This is a genomic window from uncultured Faecalibaculum sp. (assembly GCF_910588395.1).
Lineage (GTDB): Bacteria > Bacillota_I > Bacilli_A > Erysipelotrichales > Erysipelotrichaceae > Faecalibaculum.
The window spans coordinates 1-20,402 of record NZ_CAJUPA010000025.1 but is presented as its reverse complement, the minus strand read 5'-3'; the positions used below and the strand labels follow the sequence as shown (position 1 = coordinate 20,402).

General features: G+C 55.3%; 22 protein-coding genes, 1 rRNA gene and 1 pseudogene. 12 read left to right on the top strand and 12 right to left on the bottom strand.

Annotated elements, in window-relative coordinates:
- The first annotated feature begins 42 nt into the window (after window positions 1–42).
- The 4 genes from QZ305_RS07915 to QZ305_RS07900 all read left to right on the top strand — a co-directional run bounded on the left by QZ305_RS07915 (window position 43) and on the right by QZ305_RS07900 (window position 2,041).
- Window positions 43–582 carry a hypothetical protein gene (locus QZ305_RS07915; protein WP_294731188.1) on the top strand — a complete coding sequence of 180 codons (540 nt, stop codon included), beginning with the start codon at window positions 43–45 and terminating at the stop codon, window positions 580–582.
- 88 nt (window positions 583–670) lie between these two features.
- A 5S ribosomal RNA gene (rrf, locus tag QZ305_RS07910) occupies window positions 671–777 on the top strand.
- A gap of 89 nt (window positions 778–866) precedes the next feature.
- Entirely contained in the window at window positions 867–1,427 is a 561-nt protein-coding gene (locus QZ305_RS07905) for a flavin reductase family protein (RefSeq protein WP_294731187.1), read from the top strand.
- Between the two features lie 56 nt (window positions 1,428–1,483).
- Window positions 1,484–2,041: a GNAT family N-acetyltransferase gene (locus tag QZ305_RS07900; RefSeq protein WP_294731186.1), complete on the top strand. Its 558-nt coding sequence runs from the start codon at window positions 1,484–1,486 to the stop codon at window positions 2,039–2,041.
- Window positions 2,042–2,280: 239 nt separating this feature from the next.
- On the opposite strand, the gene QZ305_RS07895 is transcribed toward QZ305_RS07900, so the two are convergent.
- Together QZ305_RS07895 and QZ305_RS07890 are read right to left on the bottom strand one after the other, a co-directional pair.
- On the bottom strand, window positions 2,281–3,501 hold the full coding sequence (locus QZ305_RS07895; RefSeq protein ID WP_294731185.1) for an IS110 family transposase: 1,221 nt from the start codon (window positions 3,499–3,501) through the stop codon (window positions 2,281–2,283).
- 405 nt (window positions 3,502–3,906) lie between these two features.
- On the bottom strand, window positions 3,907–5,715 hold the full coding sequence (locus QZ305_RS07890; protein WP_294731184.1) for a DUF885 family protein: 1,809 nt from the start codon (window positions 5,713–5,715) through the stop codon (window positions 3,907–3,909).
- Window positions 5,716–6,020: 305 nt separating this feature from the next.
- Between QZ305_RS07890 and QZ305_RS07885 the strand changes: the two genes are divergently transcribed.
- Window positions 6,021–6,296 (top strand): hypothetical protein, encoded by a 276-nt coding sequence (locus QZ305_RS07885; RefSeq protein ID WP_294731183.1) that lies wholly within the window; start codon window positions 6,021–6,023, stop codon window positions 6,294–6,296.
- Window positions 6,297–6,480: 184 nt separating this feature from the next.
- Here the strand turns inward: QZ305_RS07885 and pstB are convergent, their stop codons facing one another.
- The 4 genes from pstB to QZ305_RS07865 are packed head-to-tail and all read right to left on the bottom strand — an operon-like array spanning window position 6,481 to window position 9,956.
- Window positions 6,481–7,233 (bottom strand): phosphate ABC transporter ATP-binding protein PstB, encoded by a 753-nt coding sequence (gene pstB / locus QZ305_RS07880; RefSeq protein ID WP_294731182.1) that lies wholly within the window; start codon window positions 7,231–7,233, stop codon window positions 6,481–6,483.
- On the bottom strand, window positions 7,230–8,228 hold the full coding sequence (pstA, locus tag QZ305_RS07875; protein ID WP_294731181.1) for a phosphate ABC transporter permease PstA: 999 nt from the start codon (window positions 8,226–8,228) through the stop codon (window positions 7,230–7,232). The genes pstB and pstA overlap by 4 nt, the downstream gene beginning before the upstream one ends.
- Window positions 8,225–9,082: a phosphate ABC transporter permease subunit PstC gene (gene pstC / locus QZ305_RS07870; protein ID WP_294731180.1), complete on the bottom strand. Its 858-nt coding sequence runs from the start codon at window positions 9,080–9,082 to the stop codon at window positions 8,225–8,227. The genes pstA and pstC overlap by 4 nt, the downstream gene beginning before the upstream one ends.
- Window positions 9,069–9,956, bottom strand: a complete 888-nt coding sequence (locus QZ305_RS07865; protein WP_294731179.1) for a substrate-binding domain-containing protein — start codon at window positions 9,954–9,956, stop codon at window positions 9,069–9,071. The genes pstC and QZ305_RS07865 overlap by 14 nt, the downstream gene beginning before the upstream one ends.
- A 353-nt stretch (window positions 9,957–10,309) precedes the next feature.
- Here QZ305_RS07865 and QZ305_RS07860 point away from each other — a divergent pair, with 353 nt between their 5' ends.
- Together QZ305_RS07860 and QZ305_RS07855 are read left to right on the top strand one after the other, a co-directional pair.
- The gene (locus QZ305_RS07860) at window positions 10,310–10,849 is read left to right on the top strand and encodes an ECF transporter S component (protein WP_294731178.1); all 540 of its coding nucleotides are present in this window, start codon (window positions 10,310–10,312) and stop codon (window positions 10,847–10,849) included.
- Between the two features lies 1 nt (window position 10,850).
- Complete coding sequence (locus QZ305_RS07855; protein WP_294731177.1) at window positions 10,851–11,348, top strand: uridine kinase; 498 nt, start codon at window positions 10,851–10,853, stop codon at window positions 11,346–11,348.
- Between the two features lie 84 nt (window positions 11,349–11,432).
- Here the strand turns inward: QZ305_RS07855 and QZ305_RS07850 are convergent, their stop codons facing one another.
- Both QZ305_RS07850 and QZ305_RS07845 read right to left on the bottom strand, forming a co-directional pair.
- The gene (locus QZ305_RS07850; protein ID WP_294731176.1) at window positions 11,433–12,404 is read right to left on the bottom strand and encodes an Rpn family recombination-promoting nuclease/putative transposase; all 972 of its coding nucleotides are present in this window, start codon (window positions 12,402–12,404) and stop codon (window positions 11,433–11,435) included.
- 219 nt (window positions 12,405–12,623) lie between these two features.
- Window positions 12,624–13,796 carry a hemolysin family protein gene (locus tag QZ305_RS07845; protein ID WP_294731175.1) on the bottom strand — a complete coding sequence of 391 codons (1,173 nt, stop codon included), beginning with the start codon at window positions 13,794–13,796 and terminating at the stop codon, window positions 12,624–12,626.
- A gap of 206 nt (window positions 13,797–14,002) precedes the next feature.
- On the opposite strand from QZ305_RS07845, the gene QZ305_RS07840 reads away from it, so the two are divergent.
- The 3 genes from QZ305_RS07840 (at window position 14,003) to QZ305_RS07830 (ending at window position 15,476) form a co-directional block, all read left to right on the top strand.
- Window positions 14,003–14,647 carry a hypothetical protein gene (locus QZ305_RS07840; RefSeq protein WP_294731174.1) on the top strand — a complete coding sequence of 215 codons (645 nt, stop codon included), beginning with the start codon at window positions 14,003–14,005 and terminating at the stop codon, window positions 14,645–14,647.
- Between the two features lie 203 nt (window positions 14,648–14,850).
- On the top strand, window positions 14,851–15,054 hold the full coding sequence (locus tag QZ305_RS07835) for a helix-turn-helix transcriptional regulator (protein WP_294731173.1): 204 nt from the start codon (window positions 14,851–14,853) through the stop codon (window positions 15,052–15,054).
- On the top strand, window positions 15,051–15,476 hold the full coding sequence (locus QZ305_RS07830) for a hypothetical protein (protein ID WP_294731172.1): 426 nt from the start codon (window positions 15,051–15,053) through the stop codon (window positions 15,474–15,476). The genes QZ305_RS07835 and QZ305_RS07830 overlap by 4 nt, the downstream gene beginning before the upstream one ends.
- A gap of 103 nt (window positions 15,477–15,579) precedes the next feature.
- On the opposite strand, the gene cdd is transcribed toward QZ305_RS07830, so the two are convergent.
- Together cdd and udp are read right to left on the bottom strand one after the other, a co-directional pair.
- Window positions 15,580–15,969, bottom strand: coding sequence for a cytidine deaminase (gene cdd / locus QZ305_RS07825; protein ID WP_294731171.1), 390 nt, complete (start codon window positions 15,967–15,969; stop codon window positions 15,580–15,582).
- A complete protein-coding gene (udp, locus tag QZ305_RS07820; protein WP_294731170.1) occupies window positions 15,962–16,726 on the bottom strand; it encodes a uridine phosphorylase in 765 nt (254 codons plus the stop codon). Before udp ends, cdd begins: the two co-directional genes overlap by 8 nt.
- A gap of 142 nt (window positions 16,727–16,868) precedes the next feature.
- Between udp and deoD the strand changes: the two genes are divergently transcribed.
- Together deoD and QZ305_RS07810 are read left to right on the top strand one after the other, a co-directional pair.
- Window positions 16,869–17,573, top strand: coding sequence for a purine-nucleoside phosphorylase (deoD, locus tag QZ305_RS07815; RefSeq protein ID WP_294731169.1), 705 nt, complete (start codon window positions 16,869–16,871; stop codon window positions 17,571–17,573).
- A complete protein-coding gene (locus tag QZ305_RS07810) occupies window positions 17,570–18,754 on the top strand; it encodes a phosphopentomutase (RefSeq protein WP_294731168.1) in 1,185 nt (394 codons plus the stop codon). The genes deoD and QZ305_RS07810 overlap by 4 nt, the downstream gene beginning before the upstream one ends.
- A gap of 139 nt (window positions 18,755–18,893) precedes the next feature.
- Here the strand turns inward: QZ305_RS07810 and QZ305_RS07805 are convergent, their stop codons facing one another.
- Both QZ305_RS07805 and QZ305_RS11805 read right to left on the bottom strand, forming a co-directional pair.
- A complete protein-coding gene (locus tag QZ305_RS07805; protein ID WP_294731167.1) occupies window positions 18,894–19,613 on the bottom strand; it encodes a DUF4143 domain-containing protein in 720 nt (239 codons plus the stop codon).
- Between the two features lie 195 nt (window positions 19,614–19,808).
- Window positions 19,809–20,249, bottom strand: a pseudogene (locus QZ305_RS11805) (AAA family ATPase); the annotation flags it as partial.
- Window positions 20,250–20,402: the final 153 nt, after the last annotated feature.

Below are 20,402 nucleotides of genomic sequence, written 5' to 3'. Positions count from 1 at the left end.
TGTCTGGGAGAACTGATTGCCAGTCAGACAGACCGGGAGTATGTGGCGCAAGACTATGACCGGCTGATGCCGGTATGCAGCATCTGGATCGTGGCGGGCCAGAACAGGAACACAATCACAGCCTATAATCTGACGGAGAAAACGACAGGCGAACCTGACATGTGGGGAAAGGCGGAGCTGGTGCAGACGGTGATCCTGGGATTCAACGAGGAATCAAAGTCGGAGCCCGGAGAAGAGCCGGTGTGGAATTTACTCCGCGGGTTGTTTTCGACTACAATGAGCGTAGTGGACCGACTCGGTATTCTGGAGGACTACGGGATACCGACTGTACAGGATGTGGAAGAGGAGGTGCTGGATATGTGCAATCTGGGACAAGGCGTATATGAAAAAGGCGAACGATATGGCAGACGTGAAGGCCGGCGCGAAGGTCTGATTGAAGGAAGAACAGAAACGGAACAGCAGATCAGCCAGCTGAAACAGATGATGGTCAAGGCGGACAGAACAGAAGAGTTCCTGGCTGCTCTGGACAATCCTCAGGTGCTGTACCGGCTGTACAGAGAATTCGGCATCATCCGGGACTGACCGTTTTCCGGCAGCAGAGAATTGCCGGTGGCTGAAAATTCAAAAAATCTGTTGACTTCAGAGCAGGAATCTGTAAAATAGATATTGTTCTGGTGATGATAGCGACGTGGAAATACCTGTTCTCATCTCGAACACAGAAGTCAAGCACGTCAACGCCGACGATAGCCGCAAGGCAAAAATAGGAAGTTGCCAGTTCAGAACAGACAGCCATATGGCTGTTTTTTTTTTCTGTATCAGGATCCTTCAGGCGTACAATGTCATCACAGCGATATGGAGGATCTTTCATGACAAGAAAACACTTCAACCCAGCCGCCTGGGCTCTGCCTCAGCCGGTGTCCATTATTGGCACCTATGATGAACATGGCACCCCCAATGCCATGAATGCAGCCTGGACCGGACAGTATGACGATACCCAGGTGGTGCTGTGTCTCTCCGCAGGACATAAAACCACGAAAAACATCATGGCCCGCAGAGACTTCACACTGAGCTTCGCGACAAAAGACCAGGTGACCGCCTGCGATTACGTGGGCATGGCCAGCGGCAACACCACGCCGGACAAAGTGGCCAGAACCGGCTGGACAGTATCCAGAGCCGGTCATGTGGATGCACCGGTATTCGCCCAGCTGCCTCTGACGCTGGAATGCCGCATTACAGGTCAGACAGAAAATGGAAACATCATTGCGGATATCATCGCCATTTCCTGCGATGAAGCGTACCTGGATGCGGATGGAAACCCGGACATTCAGAACATGCAGCTGCTGAGCTTCAACCCGGTGGACAGAAACTATCTGGTTCTCACAGAAGAAGCCGGAAAAGCCTGGAGCGCAGGAAAGAGCCTGCTGTAAGAATCGGAAAAGACAGCCGGCGGGCTGTTTTTTCTGGCCGGCGGTACAATACAGACATGAAGATACGGACACTTACATCCAAAGATCTGCCGGCTGTCCGGGCAGCCAGCCGCAAGGCCTCCCTGCACCAGGACCGCACCCTGCGGCAGTGGGAACTGGCGGCACTGAAATATGTGGATTACTATCCCTGTCATGCCGGTGACACCAGCCTGGGGCTGGAACTGGAGGACGGAACGCTGGCAGGGTATGTTCTCTGCGCCACGGATCCGGATGCCTATTTCCGGCAGCTGGAACAGGAGTACGCCCCGGCCATGGAAGCCCTGATGCCGGGCAGCTATGAACCATTTCTGGAAGCCCAGTCCTATATCCGGGAATTTGCCAGGGACTATCCTGCACATCTCCACATCAATGTTGTGCCGGAAGCGCAGAATCTGAAAGCCGGGACAAGGCTCATGGAAGCCCTGCTTGCCCTGCTGAAGGAAAAAGGAATTCCCGGTGTCTGCCTGGGGGTGGACAGCAGCCGGAAACAGGCGGTGCATTTTTACGAGAAAAATGGGTTCCACGTCCTGCGTGATGCAGGAGACACCCTGTTCATGGGCCGCAGCACAGACTGAGTCCGGAAAACCGCGCGATGGCGCGGTTTTTTCTGTGTTCCGTCTGGTGTTCTTCCACCCAAAGGACCGGCGGCTCGGGCCTCCATCGGCAGAACCGAAATTGGATAAGAAAAATCAATATCAAACGACACAATTAATCTCTGACTGGGTACTACAGATCAGGCACGACGAAAAGGCAGATCCACCAGTCTGCCTTTAATTGTTTTTGGATTTTCTGTTCCCCTCTTTGACAGGGCTCCTTATAATGGAGATTGTCTAAGGTACATGGTTTTGGTATTGCACATACCGTAGACGGTCCGTAACAGCTTGCCTGAGGCAGCTATTACAGCGGCAGTATGAGCCAGTGGGTGGTTCTGCTGCCTTTTCTTTTTGTAGTATTCACTGATCGGATCATAAGGATCCCCCTGCTTCAGATTGCACGTCACAGCCAGATACAGAATAGTTCGCAGTCGTCTGTTCCCCTTTTTTGAGATCCCCAGATGCTCTCCCTTCTTTTCTTCTGACTGGTTCTTTCGGGGATCAAGTCCCGCATAGGCGATCAGAGCCTTTACATTCCGGAAACGACTGATGTCTCCGACTTCCGCCAGTATTCTGGCGGCCAGATTGGCTCCCACTCCCTTGATGGAACACAGACACTCGAAATACTCGCTGTCGGCAGCCCTGGCGATAAGCTGCTGCAGGATCTCCTTGCAACGCCTGTCACAGGCCAGGATATCATCAATCTTTCTGATCAGGAGCTCCACTTCCAGATCATCTTTCTCACATCCTGGATAAGTGGTCTGCGCCAGCCTGATCATCTTGTCCACCCACCTGGCCACACGATTTTCAGACATTCTCGTATCTTTCATGACTCTGCGGATGACTGTCTCCCGCTTCTTGTGAAGGATCATCTCGGGATGTGGAAAACGTCTCAGGGCTATCAGCGAGATGGGTGTATAGGGGTCCTTTCCCAGCGTCTGGTATCCGGGGAACACGATCGCGAGCGTGGACTGGAAGGATACCTTGTAGGTCCTCAGGTGATTCATCGTTTCCTCGTATTCACGGTTCATGAGCCGCAGAGCATGCCAGTAGGGATCTTCCTTCTCCTTAGGGGCTTTCTTCGTTTTGGAGAAATAAGCCTGGGCAATATAAGCAGGATCTGTCTTGTCAGTTTTCTTTCCGTGGATGTCAGTCCGTCTCTGGGCAGCGGATTCCAGGGGGCTGATCTGACAGATGCGATAGCCGTGGCTGAGCAGATACCGTTCAACAGGCCGGGTGTAGACACCAGTGGCTTCATAAACAAAGACAGGCTCTGCTGCCAGTTTCTCCTGCAGTTTCATGACCCTCTCCTCAAGAAAAGCCAGACCATCCTGATCGTGTCTGAACTTCAAGGACGGGCCCAAAGGTTCGCTGGAAGATTTGAAGCATCTGAAATGACTGGATCCATTGGATACATCGATGGCGACTGCAAATTCATTCATGATTTCCCTTGCTTTCCAGAAAGACACTGCCTTCTTTTACCTTTTCATCCGATTTTCGTGTTAGATAGAGATTCACCTTTTCATATAAGGGATCGATTTGGATAAAACTGGATATCGAAAAGGAAAGAAGGAAGAACATTTTCTGTGTATGGATCACAATTATGTCCAAAAACGCCCTGTTCTTTCCGTCTTTCGACCTCATCCTATTCGCATGCCTGCCAATAGAAAAGGCCAGGAACATGCTGCTCCCGACCATAACAGTCACTGAAAGCCACCCTTGCATTCCGGGAATGTCCTGTTGTTTTATGCTTCCAGATTCAGCTGTAATGACCAGGTGAATGTTCCTGGTTTCAGGATACGAAAAAAGGCGGATCCGGTATCAGGATCCGCCTGTGCATGTCTGCGTTATTTTGCGCTGTCGATATAAGCCTGGATGTTCTGTTCCACAATGGCAAAGGGTACGCTGCCGTTCTGCAGAAGGGCCTGGTTGAAGCCCAGGTTGTCGAAATCGTCTCCCAGTTCTTTCTGGGCCTGGTTGCGCAGGGTCATGATTTTCCAGTTGCCGTAATAATAGGACTGGAAGGTAGAGGGCATGCACACCAGCTGGGTGTAGGTAGCGGATAAATCATCAGTGCCAAACAGCGGGCCGTACTCTTCGTTGAATTCCTCCAGGGACACACCGTCCCAGTTCACGGAGATGTCCATCAGTGCGGTATAGCAGTTGGAGAGCATCATCATCCAGTTGTAGAAACGGATGGCGTTTTCTTCCGCGTCCAGCCATTTGTTGGCCTGGCCTTCCACGTAGGTGGCGTATCCTTCGGTGAATCCGCTGTTTGACAGCATGTACTGAATGGGATAGATGAATGTCTGGTGGTCGTACTGTGTCTGGTACATGTGGCCGGGGATGCCTTCGTGGGCGAGCGTGTCATAGAGCATGATGTCCCGGGTGTCGTCTCCGTAGTCCACGCTGTTGAAGCGGATGCGGTAGGGAGCTGTGTTGTCCACGGGGGGAATCATGAAGTAGGCCATGACGCCGGGATTGGCCTGTTCTTTTGTCAGGGGCTGCACTTCAAAGGTCATGGCCTCCAGGCCGGGGAAATCCCGGTCATAGCGGGTTTCCAGAAAGTCCATGATTTCATCCACGGATTCAAAGTCTGTGGTCAGACTGGAGGCTTCGGCGACGCTGTCCGGGTCTTTCTTCATCATCATCTGCATCTGCAGGGAGAGGGAGGCAATGGCATCCTCCAGGTTTTCCTTCATTTCTTCCGGGGTGTCGGTGGTGCCGGTGGCGTCCATGACCAGGGCGGCGTAGTAGTCTTTGCCATGTTCCAGATTCGCCAGACCGGTGAAGTCCCGGGATTTGTCCTGGAAGGGCTTCAGATCGGTGCAGATCCGTTCGAACTGGGGATAGAAGGCATCTTCCAGAGCCTGGTTCACCTGTTTCAGATACTCTGTTTCCTTGTCGGCGGGCAGATTCAGCTCCTGGATTTCCTCCTGAAGATTGGCGCTGACGGCGGAATCCGTACCGGCTTCGATGACCGCTTCGCATTTTTCCCGGACACCGTCATAGTCCAGCATGAGCAGATTCTTCTCTGCCTGCACGCTGGTGTAGGCAAAGCAGTCGTCCACAAACCGGGGCGTGTCCCGGATCAGCGTCACCAGGGGCGCAATGTCCTTCTCTTCCCGGATTTCGTATTCGGAGAAGGTCTGCACCAGGATGTCGGCGGGGTTGGTGTACTCGTTCCAGATCTGGTCCAGGTAACTGTACCGGCTGTCATAAGCCTGGTCGGCATAGTCAAACTGGAATTTCAGGGTGTCATAGATCACTTTCTGGGTGGGATCCAGGTCCTGCACATCAAAGGTATCCAGCCGGGCGGCCATTTCGTCTTCCATTTCCAGGTCTTCTTCGTCAGGAAGCAGTGTTCCCAGGGTGATTTCGGCTTTGGCCGGGTCGATGCCATAGGCTTCCGGGTGTTCAAAGTACTGATGCATGACCATATAGCTGTTTTCACAGGCTTCGCGGACGTAGTCTTCCGTGTACGCCGTAAAGTCCGGATCCACCTGGACTGCAGGAGACTGCGCTGGGTCGGAGGAGTCCGTGTCTGCCGGTGCGCTGTCAGAGGGCCGGCTCTGGCCGGCAGGGGCTGTGCAGCCGGTCAGCGCCAGGGCTGCAGCCAGCAGCCAGGAGAGAGGGAAAATGCGTTTGTGTTTCATGACTGATTCCTTTTCCTGAAGAACACCCGCAGGCGTTCTCTGTAATTGACTGCATTCATTGTAACAGAACATAAAACCAGGCATGCCTCCGGACTGTCTGGCGGAGTATCGTGTATTCTTGTCTGGAACATAAACTGTTATTTCATCACTTTTCCGGGCATGCGCCTGTTCTGACCCGGGTAAAGGATTATAATGAAACTGCCTGAGGGGTTTAACCGGGTTAACAAATGACCGGTGTAAACCCGTCAATCCGTATTTTCGCTTCACTGATTCAACAGCACTCCGGGCAAAGGAAAGGGAACGCCATGAATGAAGATGCAAGAAAGAGACTGAATGCGGCTTTGGATGTGATCAGAAAAGTGTATGAGACAGTGGATGAAAGTCTGTGCCGGCAGGAATTCATGCAGGCAGCCTACGACTCGCTGCGGATGTCCGGGAAAACCGGCTGTCAGGCCAGGCGGATCCTGGCCAGGGAGCTCTGTGCCGGGATTTCGCCCACGGAGTCCGGGTACGCCTTCTGCGAACAGACGGGCATGGACCAGATTGCCCTGATGTACCAGCCCATGAATCTGAAAGCCTGAACCATTCCCGGTTCAGACCCTCATGAACAAATCAGAATGAAAGCATCAAAAAACGGCCTTCTTTGCGGAATGGAATCAGCAGTTCCATACCGGAAACGAAGGCCGTTTTCCTTTTGATTGATCGTGACCCGCTGATCGTGACCCGGGTCAGGGGCCGGAAACCGGATCAAGGACGGCAGCGGGATCAGCCGAACTGACCGCTGACGTAAGCCGCGGTTTTTTCGTCTTTCGGGGCTTCGAAGATCTGGTGGGTATCGCCGTATTCCACCAGGTGACCCATCCAGAAAAACGCGGTGTCGTCCGCAATGCGCCGGGCCTGCTGCATGTTGTGGGTGACCATCACAATGGTGTAGTTCTGTTTCAGACGCAGGCACAGATCTTCAATGTGCGCCGTGGAAATCGGATCCAGGGCGCTGGTGGGTTCGTCCATGAGCAGCACCTCCGGTTTGACCGCCAGAGCCCGGGCAATGCACAGCCGCTGCTGCTGGCCCCCGGACATGGACAGAGCGGAGGATTTCAGCCGGTCTTTCACTTCCTTCCAGAGACCCGCCGCTTCCAGGGATTCCTGCACCAGGGCATCCAGGATCTTCCGGTCCCGGATGCCCTGCGCCCGGGGGCCGTAAGCCACGTTGTCGTAGATGCTCATGGGAAAGGGATTCGGTTTCTGGAACACCATCCCCACCCGCTGCCGGAGCTGATTCACATCGCCGGTTTTGAGAATGTCCTGCCCCTCCAGCCGGATGCTGCCTTCCACACGGCAGCCGGGCACCAGATCGTTCATCCGGTTCAGAGTCTTCAGCAGGGTGGACTTGCCACAGCCGGAGGGACCAATGAACGCCGTGATCTTTCCGGCGGGAATGGACAGGGAAATGCTGTGCAGAGCCTGGTTTTGGGAATAAAACAGGTTCAGGCCGGAAATGGTGATCTTGTCTGTCATCCGCGCATCTTCCTTTCCATGGCCCGCCGTGCACCGGCAGCAGCCAGATTGAGAACCAGCACCAGAATCAGCAGAATCAGGGCAGTGGCCCAGGCCTGGGGAATGTGCAGTCCTTCGCCGGCCAGGGTATACATGTGAACCGCCAGCGTCCTGGCGGACTGATCCAGGCCCGGAACCAGATTCACGGCGGTGCCGGCGGTGAAAATCAGCGCGGCGGATTCTCCGGTGATCCGACCGGTGGCCAGAATCGTGCCGGAGAGGATCCCCGGCAAGGCAGACGGAAGCACCACCCGCAAAATCGTCCGCAGTTTCCCGGCACCCAGTCCCAGACTCGCCTGCCGCAGGTCGTCCGGGACTTCCGACAGCGCCTGCTGGCTGGTGCGCAGAATACCCGGCAGGATGATCAGCGCCATGGTCAGACTGCCCGCCAGCAGGGACATGCCCAGGTTCATGAACCTGACAAGGAACAGCGAACCGAACAGACCGAAGACAATGGACGGCACGCTGGTGAGCACCTCTGCTCCCAGGCCAATGGCCGCTGCCACCGGGCTGCCCGGGCGGGTGTATTCCGTCAGATAGATGGCGCCAATAACTCCCGGCGGCAGGGCAAAGAGCAGTGCCAGCAGGATCATGGCCCCGGTATTGATCAGTGCCGGCAGCAGGGAAACGTTGTCCGGGGTATAGACCGGTGAGAACAGGGAGAGATCCAGAGCAGGCAGTGCGCTGATCACCACATAGATGATCAGTCCCGCCAGAAATCCGGTGACAGCCAGCGCCGAGCCGTAAATGAGGACCCGCTGCAGCGCCAGGATCCCCGACTGGCGCAGTTTTTCCCGGGACACCGGCGAATTCTCTCCCGGGGCTTTTGACGCCCGCCGGCCCACCGGGGCCGGGACGAATCCAGGCTGGCCCGGACCGGGCAGCACCCCGGTGCCGGCTTCGCCGGCCATCTGCAGTCCGGCGGCATGCAGCCGGGAAGAATGAATGTGTCTCATGCGTGTTTCCTCCGTTTCATCCAGGCCAGACCCAGCACCAGGACCAGCACGATCACCAGCAGCACCAGGGCCGAAGCCGTCAGCGCCTGCCGGTGCAGATCCGCCGCATAGCCCATTTCCAGGGCCAGATTCGCGGTCAGGGTGCGGACACCCCGCAGCAGGCCACCAGGCAGCAGCGCCTGATTGCCGGCCACCATCATCACCGCCATGGTCTCTCCCGCAGCCCGTCCCAGTCCCAGCACCACCGCCGTGGCCAGTCCCGCTCCGGCAGCCGGCAGCACCGCAAACAGCGCACTGTGCTCCGGTGTGGCGCCCAGAGCCAGGCTGCCCTGTAAGCAGCCCGGATCCACGTTTTCCATGGAAGACAGGGAGAGCTCGGTGACGGTGGGCACGATCATCATCCCCAGCAGCAGCCCCGCACAAAGCAGGCTCATGCCCGAAGTTCCGGTCACCGTGCGCAGCCAGGGCACCAGCACCTCCAGCCCGAAAAACCCATAGACCACCGAAGGGATTCCTGCCATGACGGAAACCATCATCCGCATGGGACGCCGCAGTTTTTCCGGGCAGAAATGCGCCAGAAACAGCGCGAAGAGAATTCCCAGAGGCGCTGCCAGCACCACCGCCACGCCGGTCACTGCCAGGGTTCCGGCGATCATGGGCAGCAGTCCGTATTTTCCCTCCGCGGGTTTCCACACCAGCCCCGTCAGCAGTTCCATCAGACCAATCTGCCGGATCGCCGGCAGGCTTTCCGTGACCAGAAACCCCAGAATGAGTAGGATCGCCGCTGCAGAAATCCAGGCGCAGACCCCGGACAGGATTCTGGCAAAGCCCTCCCTGCGGTTACCGGCTGACATCGGACCACTTCCTGGCATCACCGGAGAAAATGCGCCGTACCTGGCTCAAGGACAGGTCCCGGACAGGATTGGCGGGATGGACAATGATGGCAATGCCGTCCAGTGCCGCGGGAATGGATTCAGCCCCCTGTTGAGTCTCCGACTCCGACAGCCCCCGGCTGCTCATGCCCAGATCCGCCGACCCGTTGATGGCGTTCTGGATCCCGGTGGAAGAATCCGACTGCTGGATCTCCACCGGTGCCTGGGGCATTTCCTTTTCCCAGACAGCCGCCAGCTGTTCCATCACCGGCGCCACGGAACTGGATCCCGAAAGCACGATTTTACCGGAGACATCCGCCGGCCGCTGCCATGGCCCCTGGCCATCCAGCGGCACCCAGCCGCTGGCAGCCACCACTTCCTGCCCCTGATCCGAACAGACAAAAGACAGAAACGCCCGGTCTTGTTCTCCGGACCCCGGTCCCGTCACCAGATACAGCTGACGTGCCAGGGGATAGCCGCCGCTTTTCACATCCGGCCCATCGCAGGCTGCGCCATCCAGTTTCAGTGCCCGCACCGAATCATTCAAAGACCCCAGGGACACATAGCCCACAGCCGCCGGATCGTCTTTCACATTTGTCAGCATCACCGCCGTGGAACTGGTCACCGCCGCTGTCATGGCAGAATCATCCTGCATGCTGCCATCCGGCTGTTTCTTCAGCAGTCCGGTTCCCTCGCTAAAAGCGGTTCTTGTGCCGGATCCATCCTCCCGCATCAGCAGGTGAATATCCTGATCCCGGGAAAATGCCGCTGTTTCCGGCTGTTTTGCACACCCGGCCGCTGTCAAAAACAGACAGCAGGACAGCGCCAGCCGCAGGATTTTATCTGACCAGTCCATAGTGCCTCCTTGCCTGGTTGCAGGCAGGGTCATTATAGAAAGTCTGTGTAAAGCCGGAATCACAGCGGTGTAAAGCCTGTGTAAATCCTGCGACAGTTCCGGTACTTCTGTAACAGGTGGTTCCGGTGCCCATTGCCGATGGATGACCGGGGCGCCGGCATGGTGACCGTGCAAAAAACGGCTTGCGGGCATGGAGAGCCATGCCGGAAAGGATGTTGTCAAAAAAACATCCGTTTCCTAAAATAAACGTATATGGTGCCGGAAACGGACTGTGGATGCCCATCTGAAGAAAGTTTGAGAAATGAGAAAGGAGCAGGCAGGTTTCCGGCCGGGTGTCCCTGCCTGGATACGCGATGAATCATTCCGTAAAAAACATGACCACCGCCGGCCTGATGCTGGCTCTGGGGCTGCTGCTGCCGTTTCTGACCGGGCAGATCCCGGCCATTGGTTCCCAGCTCTGTCCCATGCATCTGCCGGTGCTGCTCTGCGGCTTTCTGTGCGGCTGGAAGTACGGCCTGGGCGTGGGCTTCCTGCTGCCGCTGCTGCGCTCGGCGCTCTTTGGCATGCCGGTGATGTACCCCGCAGCACTGGCCATGGCTTTTGAACTGGGCACCTACGGCCTTGTCTCCGGCTGGCTGTGGCAGGTGTCGAAGTACCAGTGTGTCAAGGCACTGTACCGCTGTCTGATTGCCGCCATGCTGGCAGGACGGATCGTCTGGGGGCTGGTGGAAGTGGTTCTGCTGGGACTCGGAAACTTTGGCTGGCAGATGTTTCTGGGCACCGCTTTTGTGACCACGCTGCCGGGCATTGTGCTGCAGCTGATTCTTGTTCCCATGGCCATGGTGGCCCTGCACCGGGCTGGCGTGGTTCGTTTCCGGCAGCAGGCTTTCTGAGATGATTCTGGCAGCCATTGACGGCCGCAGCGGTGCGGGAAAAACCACTCTGGCCAGTGAGCTGGAACAAAGTGGAGGCGTTCTGGTGTTTCACATGGATGACTATTATCTGCCCCGCAGCCTGCATAAGCCGGGCATTGCCGGAAACATGGATCTGCTGCGGTTCCGCCAGGAAGTGCTGGAGCCTCTGCGGGCCGGAAAACCGGTGAAAACCCGGCGGTTTGACTGTGTGCGCCAGCAGCTTTGCGAAGAAGAAACGCTGTATCCCGATGATCTGGTGATTGTGGAAGGGGCATACAGCCTGCACCCGCTTCTGCGGGATTTCTATGACAGCCGTATCTTTGCGGACATTGATTCCGAAACGCAGAAGCAGCGGCTGCTGCAGCGAATGGGTCCGGAAAAAGTCCGGGAATTCGAACGGGTCTGGATTCCCCGGGAAGAGGCGTACCTGAAAGCCTGCGACCCCAAAGCGGTCTGCGATATTGTCCTGAAGATGTGAGGGCGGATTCAAAACAGAAAGGGGCTGCAACAACCCGGCCGACTGGATCGGACGGGGAGTTGCAGCCCCTTGCACTGTGCCTGATCAGTTTTTCAGGCTGTTCTGCATTTCATTCCAGTACTGCTCAAACAGCTGTTCAGAACTGAGAGCCTGCGGATACTCGCTGATGCGGTCCTGTTTGTGAAGCCAGGAGAAGAGCTGGTGAGCTCTCTTTCTTCCTTCGGATTCACCTTTCTGGAATCCCAGCTCTGTGCCTTTCCGGAATCCTTGTTTTTCGCCTTTCTGAATTCCCGATGCTTCACCTTCCTGGAATCCTTGCCGCAGAGCTGCCTCCGCCTGTTCCTTGCTCAGAAATGTGTATGCCAGTTCCATGGTGCATTCCTCCTTTGACCCGCTGATCTTCAAAAGTTCTTCGTCATCAATCTCCATGCCACTCAAATGTGCCAGTCCCTTGATCGTCCAAAACGGATGATGGATTTCTCCTCTGTTCACAGTATACCGCCTTCCTTCCCGCTTTGCCTTGAGCAGTCCGGCGAAATACCTCAGATCCGTGGTCATGGACTCAATGGTCTCATCTGGCAGAGCACCCAGATCCACCACACGGATCCGGAAGTCCAGAATGAAGTCGCTGTCTCCTGTTTTCGGGATCTTCAGCTTCTCCCGCAGGGAAACCGGGGCTGTCCAGGGCTTGTCTCCGTAATACAGGACTCCTGCAATGATTGGTACAGGCTTCTTCCCGTCTCTCGCCCTTGTCAGATACTGATTCGCGATATGAGCCAGGAGACGTTCCACCATGATCGGATCTGCGATTGTCTGATTCTCTGTGCAGGTGATGGCCAGCTCTTCTTCTGTAGCCAGATCCACCACCAGCATGGCGGAGTCCTGTTCCAGAAAGGACAGGGTGTCGCCCATGTCCCGGGGGATGTGGACAGGATAATGGCGGAAGGAAGCAGGATCAATGTCCCACCTGCGCCCGGTGATGAGTTCCATGGCTTCTTTGTGCTCCTCAGGATTCTCCAGCAGATGCCGTTCCAGAATGTCTTTCTCTTTTCCCAAAACTTTCCTCCTTCGTATACGGGGGCATGCTCTGCTGGGTGAGTCAGGATGCCCCCTACTAGTTACATTCGCCAGATTTCCGAGAATTTGTAAAAATCCATATGAAAAGAATGCTTACAGTCACAAGTGTGTAAGATTTTCATAAATTTACAATGACCGGCTGCTTTGTCTGCTGTGGATAGAAGTCTGCAGAATCGAAAAGGAAAAGGAAGGATGCGCTTATCCTTCCTTTTCCCTGTGTCCTGGTTCCTTGTGTTCTGATCGTTGCCCGGGCTGACGGCGGACCACGGTGCGGCCAATCCGGTGATGCCGGATGTCAAAGACCTGCACCGCCAGAGGATCCAGAAAAATCTCCAGCTGCGTCCCGTCCTCGGGAATGAATCCGTAGGTTCCCAGTACATAGCCGCCGAAAGTGTCGTACTCTTCCACCGGTAGCCGGATCTGCAGGGTGTCTGCCACATCTTCCAGACTGGCAGATCCCATGATTTCCCAGGAGTCCGAAGACAGCTGCCGGATGTCATCCGGCAGTGCTGCTTCATCCGCTTCCTGCATGCGGCCAAAGAGCGTTTCCATGATGTCGTGCAGTGTGACAATGCCGGTCATGCCGCCATATTCATCCAGAACCACCGCAAAATAGGTCTTCTCTTTCTGCATCTGCCGGAACAGGTCATCTGCCTTCATGTTTTCCGCCACGAAGAGCGGCTTGTCCACGCACTTGGTGATCACGTTTTCCAGATCCGCTTTCTCCAGCCGGAAATAATCCCGGGTGTCCAGAATGCCGATCACGTCTTCGTTGTTGCGGCCAATGATGGGATAGAAGGTATGCCGGTTGTCGTGAATGACCTTTTTCCAGTTCCCGGCTCTGTCCGCCATGTTCAGGGAGACGACCTGAGAGCGGTGGGTGCAGATTTCATCCACGCTGGTGTCATCCAGCTCGAAGACATTTTCCAGCAGTTCTTTCTGAGGTTCGTCAATGTCTTCCTCGTCCGCCTCTGCCAGAAGCTCCCGGATCTGGTCCTCCGAGACTTCTTCGTTTTCCGGGGTCGGCAGGGTGGTGAAAAAGGTGAATACCGCCAGGATGCGTCCCAGGGATGCCAGAGCCGCGGCCCACTTTCCGGAAACCTCCGGGGCTCTGGAAGCCAGAAACGCCGGAAGGAACAGTCCGGTGAAATAGAACACATACACCAGAATGACAGCTGCCACCACACAGATCCAGAGGGGATACTGCTGCAGCCGGCAGAAGGCAGTCAGCAGCCAGGTCATGGAAACGAGACAGGCTGTCTGAATCAGCCGCAGCGCCGCCCGGGGCCGGCCTTCCAGATGCGGCATGGTGAACTGAATGATGCCCGCTGTCAGCAGCAGGGCGATGATGATACAGGGATATAGGTCCATGCTTTCTCCTTTACGAACTGATTATAACAGCATGCGGGCGATGTGAAAGGCAGGCTTCAGACGGATGCATGGCGGCAGGGACATATGCGGCGGAATGGACACGGTCCGGGATGATGCTGGTGTGAAGAAGGTACAACATGTGACAGACTTGTTCCAAATGTTCTGTCTATCCGGTATAGTGAAAGCAGAAGAAGAGAGGTCGTTTTATGAAGAAATTTCTGGCTGCCCTGCTGGGCATGACTCTGCTGTTTGTGGCGGGCTGCGGCGCCAACCCGGAAGCCGAAGCGGTGAAAACCACGGCTGAAGCCTTCCTGAAGTCACAGCAGGCTGGTGACCTGGATGAATCGGCGAAGTACATGACAGAATCCGCTGTCAGGGACATGGGTACCATGGAAGAGCTCCGGGACAGCCTGAGTGCCTATGAGGCCATGGGCATCAGCGGGGAAACAATGGACACATTCATGGACAGCATGCTCAAGGCCTACGGCATGGTCTGGGAGAAGTATGAAATCGGAGATGTGAAGGTGGATGGCGATACAGCCACGGTGATGGTCAAAGTCACTGGCATTCCCATGGATACACTGGAAAACGAAATGACAGAGGAGTATGGCAGTGAACTTGCCCAGCAGTGGGTGGTGGATCACAGCGAGGAAATCCAGAAATACATGGAAGATCACACGGAAGAGGAGTCCTTTGCCTGGCTCATGGATCAGATCCTGCCGGATGCAGGCAAACAGGTGGAAGCCAAAATGGCAGATGCCGAGCGCAAAACCTCGGATTACCGCCTCACCCTGGAAAAGGACGGAGATGACTGGAAAGTCAGCAATGTGGAAGTAAAGGCAGACAAATAAGCAGCAGCTGAAATACGAACCGGAAAACCGCGCAGAAATGTATGTTATCTGCACGGTTTTTTACGTGCTTTCCGAATGATATGAATGAACAGTCGGCAAGTCAGGCGACAGAAAACCGCACGGTTATGGAAAGTGTGCTTTACGTACCGGCTGTTCTCGGGTATGATGTGAATGTAAAGTGAGCTTTACAAAAGGGGGAAGTCATGAAGAACCGTCTGGAAGAACTGCGCCGTCAGCATGACATCACCCAGGAAGAGCTGGCCCGGATCCTGGAAGTCTCCAGGCAGACTGTCAGTTCCCTGGAAAAAGGCCGGTACAACCCATCCATCGAGCTGGCGTTCAAAATCGCCAGGTACTTTCACATGACCATTGAAGAGATATTCATTTACGAGGAGGAATCTGTATGAAACACAAATCTGTGATCACCGCTGTTCTGGGACTGGGCCTGATGGCAGCCGGTCTGTACGCCATGAAGCACTTGTCGGGTCAGGGGGAATGGATCCTGGCTCTGTGCAGCCTCTGCACAGCGCTGGGATGCGGCTTTTTCGGACAGGGAGCCGGCAGTCTGGTAACGGGCGGGGTAATGGCCGGTCATCCGCAGGAGAAAAAACGTCTGGAAATCGAACAGCGGGACGAACGGAACATTGCCGTCAGTGCCCGGGCGAAATCCAGTGCCTGGGATGTGATGACCTTCGTGTTCGGGGCTCTGATGGTGTCCTTCGCCCTGATGAATGTGGGCCTGGTCCCGATTGCCATGCTGGTGGCTGCGTATCTGTTTGTGGAATGCACGGCGATTTACTATCGCAGCCGCTATGAAAAAGAGATGTGAACCGTCTTCTTATCCAGAATCAAAAACTGCGCGGAATATCTGCATTCTGCGCAGTTTTGCGTAAACATGATGGTATTCGGCTGTATTCAATCAGATTGATTCACTATTCGATTTCAAATGCATCCGGAAGAAGCTCCCGTACTGTATACCGCTTTTCCAGCCTGCCATTGGTCACAATCACCGGTGTCTCCGGCTCCAGCAGCTCTGTCATGACCTGCCGGCAGGCACCGCAGGGAGTCGTCAGGGTGTCCGTCGGTGCATACACCGTCAGGGACGTGATGTCCTCCCTGGGCACACCGCAGGCTACTGACATGAACAGGACATTGCGCTCGGCACACATGCACAGGCCGTAACTGGCGTTCTCCACATTGCACCCCGAAAGCAGTGTTCCGTCCCGCAGTTCCAGGATTGCCGCCACCGGAAAATGGGAGTAGGGAACATAGGCGTTCTGCGCTGCCTGTCTGGCTTCTTCCAGGATTCGGGGATCAGTCATGCTGTTTCTCCTGCCGGATCAGCAAACGCAGGGCATCTACAGCGGCGGTGATTGCTGCTTCCGTATCCCGCACCACCGGATTTTCCAGTCCGGCTTTTTCCCGTTCCTGGTTGGCCATCACCAGCAGAATGGCGCCGCAGCGGACATGGCGGTACGCAGCGACGGTGAACAGCGCCGCGCATTCCATTTCGCTGGCCAGCACCCCCAGCCGTTTCCAGGCTTTCCAGTCCCCCTGCAGCCGGTCCACCACTGGCATGCGGTCCGGATCATGCTGTCCATAGAAAGAGTCTTTGGACTGCACCACCCCGATATGGGCTGCCGGGGCAGCCTCATGCAACGCGTCAGTGACAGCGAAATCCGCCACCGCCGGCCAGGACAGCGGCGCATATTCCCGGCTGGTGCCTTCCTGCCGGCAGGCTGCCTGGGCAATCACCAGATCGCCGCTTCTGATTTCCGGCTGGATGCCGCCGCAGGTCCCGATGCGGATGAAGGTATGGGCTCCCAGATCACAGAGTTCTTCCAGTCCGATGGCGGCACTGGGTCCCCCGATGCCCGTGGACATCACGGTGACCGGCACGCCTTCCAGAGATCCGGTCCAGGTTTCGTATTCCCGGCTGTCTCCCTGCTTTACCGGATCATCGAGATGGGCGGCAATTTTCTTCACCCGTTTCGGGTGTCCGGGAAGCAGTACATAACGGCCGATCTGGTCCGCACTGACCCCGATGTGATAAGGAAGTCCGTTCTGGCTGTATTTCATGATTCGTGCTCCTTTTGCTTTATTGTACAGGGTGAACAGCAGTGGACAAAATCCCGGCCGGTGCTTTCCAGTGTGGTCAGGATGGCCTCTGCCGGATATCATGAAGACAGTTGAAACATCGAAGAAAAGGAGGAATTTGACGATGAGCACACCACACAATCAGGCAGAACCCGGCCAGATTGCTTCCACGGTCCTGATGCCCGGAGATCCCCTGCGGGCGAAATACATTGCGGAGAACTATCTGGAAAACCCGGTGGAAATCAATCATGTCCGGAACATGCTGGGATACAGCGGCACCTGGCAGGGAACCCCGGTGACAGTGATGGGATCCGGCATGGGCATGCCTTCCATTGGCATTTATTCCTGGGAGCTGTTCAACATCTACGGAGTGGACACCATCATCCGCATTGGCAGCGCCGGGGCCCTGAGTGATGCACTGTCTCTGCGGGATCTGGTGGTGGGCATATCCGCCAGCACGGATTCCCGGTATGCAAAACAGTTCGGGCTGCCCGGCACCATTGCACCCACGGCGGATTTTGACCTGGCCATGAAGGCGGTGGAAATCTGCCGTCAGCAGGGAATTCCGGTGAAGGCCGGCAACATCCTGTCGTCGGATATTTTTTACAACGACCAGGAAGATGCCCTGGAAAAATGGAAATCCATGGGAGTCCTGGCCGTGGAAATGGAAGCCGCGGCGCTGTATCTGAACGCTGCCAGAGCCGGAAAGAAAGCTCTGTGTCTGCTGACCATCTCCGACAAGCCTCTGGAATGCACCGGGCTGTCCAGCCAGGAACGGGAAACCGGCTTCACGCAGATGATGCAGGTGGCCCTGGAGCTGGCAAAGTGAGATACAAACGGATTTTTCTCGTGGTGGTGGATTCTTTTGGCGCCGGCGGTGCCCGGGACGCTGCCCGGTTCGGGGATGAAGGCGCGGATACCATGGGCCACATCGCCCAGGCCACCCCGGACTGGCGGATTCCCACCCTGAACAGACTGGGGCTGTCCAGCCTGCGTCCCCTGGCACACCAGCAGCCGGCCGACCATCCGGCGGGACGGTACGGATTTCTGAATGAAGCATCTGCAGGCAAGGACACCATGACCGGACACTGGGAAATGATGGGACTGGAAATCGACACGCCTTTTCAGACCTTTGAACACTTTCCCCCGGAACTGATTCAGGCCCTGGAACAGGAAACCGGCCACAAGGTCATCGGCAACCGTCCCGCATCCGGCACGCAGATCCTGGAAGAACTGGCGCCGGAGGAAATTGCCACCGGGCACATGATTGTGTACACCTCCGCGGACTCCGTACTGCAGATCTGCGGCAATGAGGAAACCTTCGGCCTGCAGGAGCTCTACCGCTGCTGCGAGATTGCCCGCAGGCTGACCATGCGCCCGGAGTGGAAAGTGGGGCGGGTGATTGCCCGGCCTTACACCGGTACAAAACCCGGGGAGTTTGTCCGGACAGCCAACCGGCACGACTACGCTCTGAAACCCTTCGGTTCCACAGTGCTGGATGCTTTGAAGGAATCAGGCTATGCGGTGATAGCCGTGGGAAAAATCCGGGACATTTTTGACGGAGAAGGGATCACGGAGGCGATTCACTCGGACTCCTCCGTGCAGGGAATGGAACAGACCATTGATCTGGCCTACCGGGATTTTACAGGCCTGGTGTTCACCAATCTGGTGGATTTCGATGCCAAATGGGGGCACCGGCGGAATGTGGAAGGCTATGCCCGGGAAGTGGAAGCCTTCGACGAAAAGCTGGCGTGTCTGATGCAGGCTCTCAGGGAGGATGACCTGCTGCTGGTCACAGCGGATCACGGCAATGACCCCACCTGGACAGGAACAGATCACACCCGGGAACGTGTGCCGCTGCTGGCCTGGAGTCCGTCCATGACATGCGGCGGGCCGCTGCCGGAACAGGATACTTTTGCGGCCATCGGCAGACTGATTGCGGACAACTTCGGGGTGCCGGGCCCAAAGCTGGAAGAACTGAAATCGCAGCCGGCTCTGAAGCTGGGGTGAATCCCCGGTGCCGATGGTGGACAGGGCGCAGGTGAAGGAAACTCACAGTCTATGCCCTTTCGAAGAAAAGACCCGTCGATGCGGGTCTTTGGGTGGATTGCAGACTCTGATGATTTGTCAGTCCTCGATGGCTGGAAAATCATAATCCGAAAAGACGCCTGGCATCCTGAAGCAGAACAAAATTCTGAGCATCTTTCTGCTGATAAAACATGAGCATATAGAAAGGCAGATACAGGATGTTTTCAGATTTCTGCAGGTTCCCTTTGCAGACCACAATGGCCTGTCGGATTTCAGAGTCATGACTTGCCAATACTCTGGTCAGGGATGGATGGGATCCATAGTCATTTCCGGATTTGATTTCAAGGATATCCAGAGAAGAGCCCTGCTGGACAACAAAATCCAGTTCTGTCTTCTTGTTGTCATAATAATGCAGCGACAGTTCTTTGGATACCAAAGCCTGGGCTACTGCGTTTTCCACCACAGCTCCAAAATTGATTTGCAGATTTCCCTGCAGAATCTGATACTGTATTTCTGCCGAAAATGTACTTGCAAGCAGTCCCGTGTCACAGAGAAAGAGCCGAAAAAGATTTCGTTTCTCGTTCAGGAGAAGTGGAAGTTTGAGCTCTGAAAGATTGTAGCTGGGAAGAGCTACCCCAGCTTCCTTCAGCCAGAGGAATGAGTTTTCATACCGCTCCATTCGGGCAGTCTTTCTGACTTTTGTCAGAATGAACCGCTTGTTCTTCTCATCCAGCTGCGCAGGGATTGAATCAAAAATGCCGCTGATTCTGATTTTCTCCTCATCTTTGGCATATTTTATGATATCCAGCCGATACAGATCCATGATTCTTTTTTGGACCATGTTAACATCAGACAAATTCAAAGTGTTCACATACATCTGGACTGCTTCGGGCATTCCTCCAATAATCAGATATCGGTAATAGAGTTCCAAAAAACGGGAATGCAGGGATTCTGCAACAGGCTCCAGGTTCGTATAGCAGTCATGCAGATACTGGATCGTTTCCTGTTTTGTTCCAACAGCCCATAGAAACTCTTCGAAATCCAGTGGAAACATAGGTTCGATCTGTTCGAATCCGACAGGATAAGAGCGAACTTCATGGAGATTAACACCCAGCAGCGATCCGGTTTCCAGAATATCGACCGTACCATTCTCTACCAGAAATTTTACAGCTGTACGTGCCTCCGGACATTCCTGAATTTCATCCAGAATAAGCAGAGTATTTCCGGGAACGACAGTAACATCGGCATGGGAAGCTGCCAGAAGAAGAATTCTGTCAGGATCCGGTAGAGAGAAATCAGATTTATATTCCGGATGCTCAATGAAATTGATTTCAATTACACATTCATACTCGTTGTGGCCGAACTCCCTGGCAATGGTTGATTTTCCGGTTTGTCTGGCACCTGTCAGGCATAAAGCTTTTTTTCCGGGTGACCGTTTCCACTCCAGGAGTTTTTGATAAACTTTCCGTTTCAGCATATTATCACCAGAACTACTATATCGGATATTTTGTCGCGTGTGCGACAAAATATCCGGAACTTTTGTCGCACACGCGACAAAAGTTCCGGATGAAATATAAAGAATATCCGAATATTGTTGAGGTCGCTGAGCACCTCTAAAGTTTCTGAATCA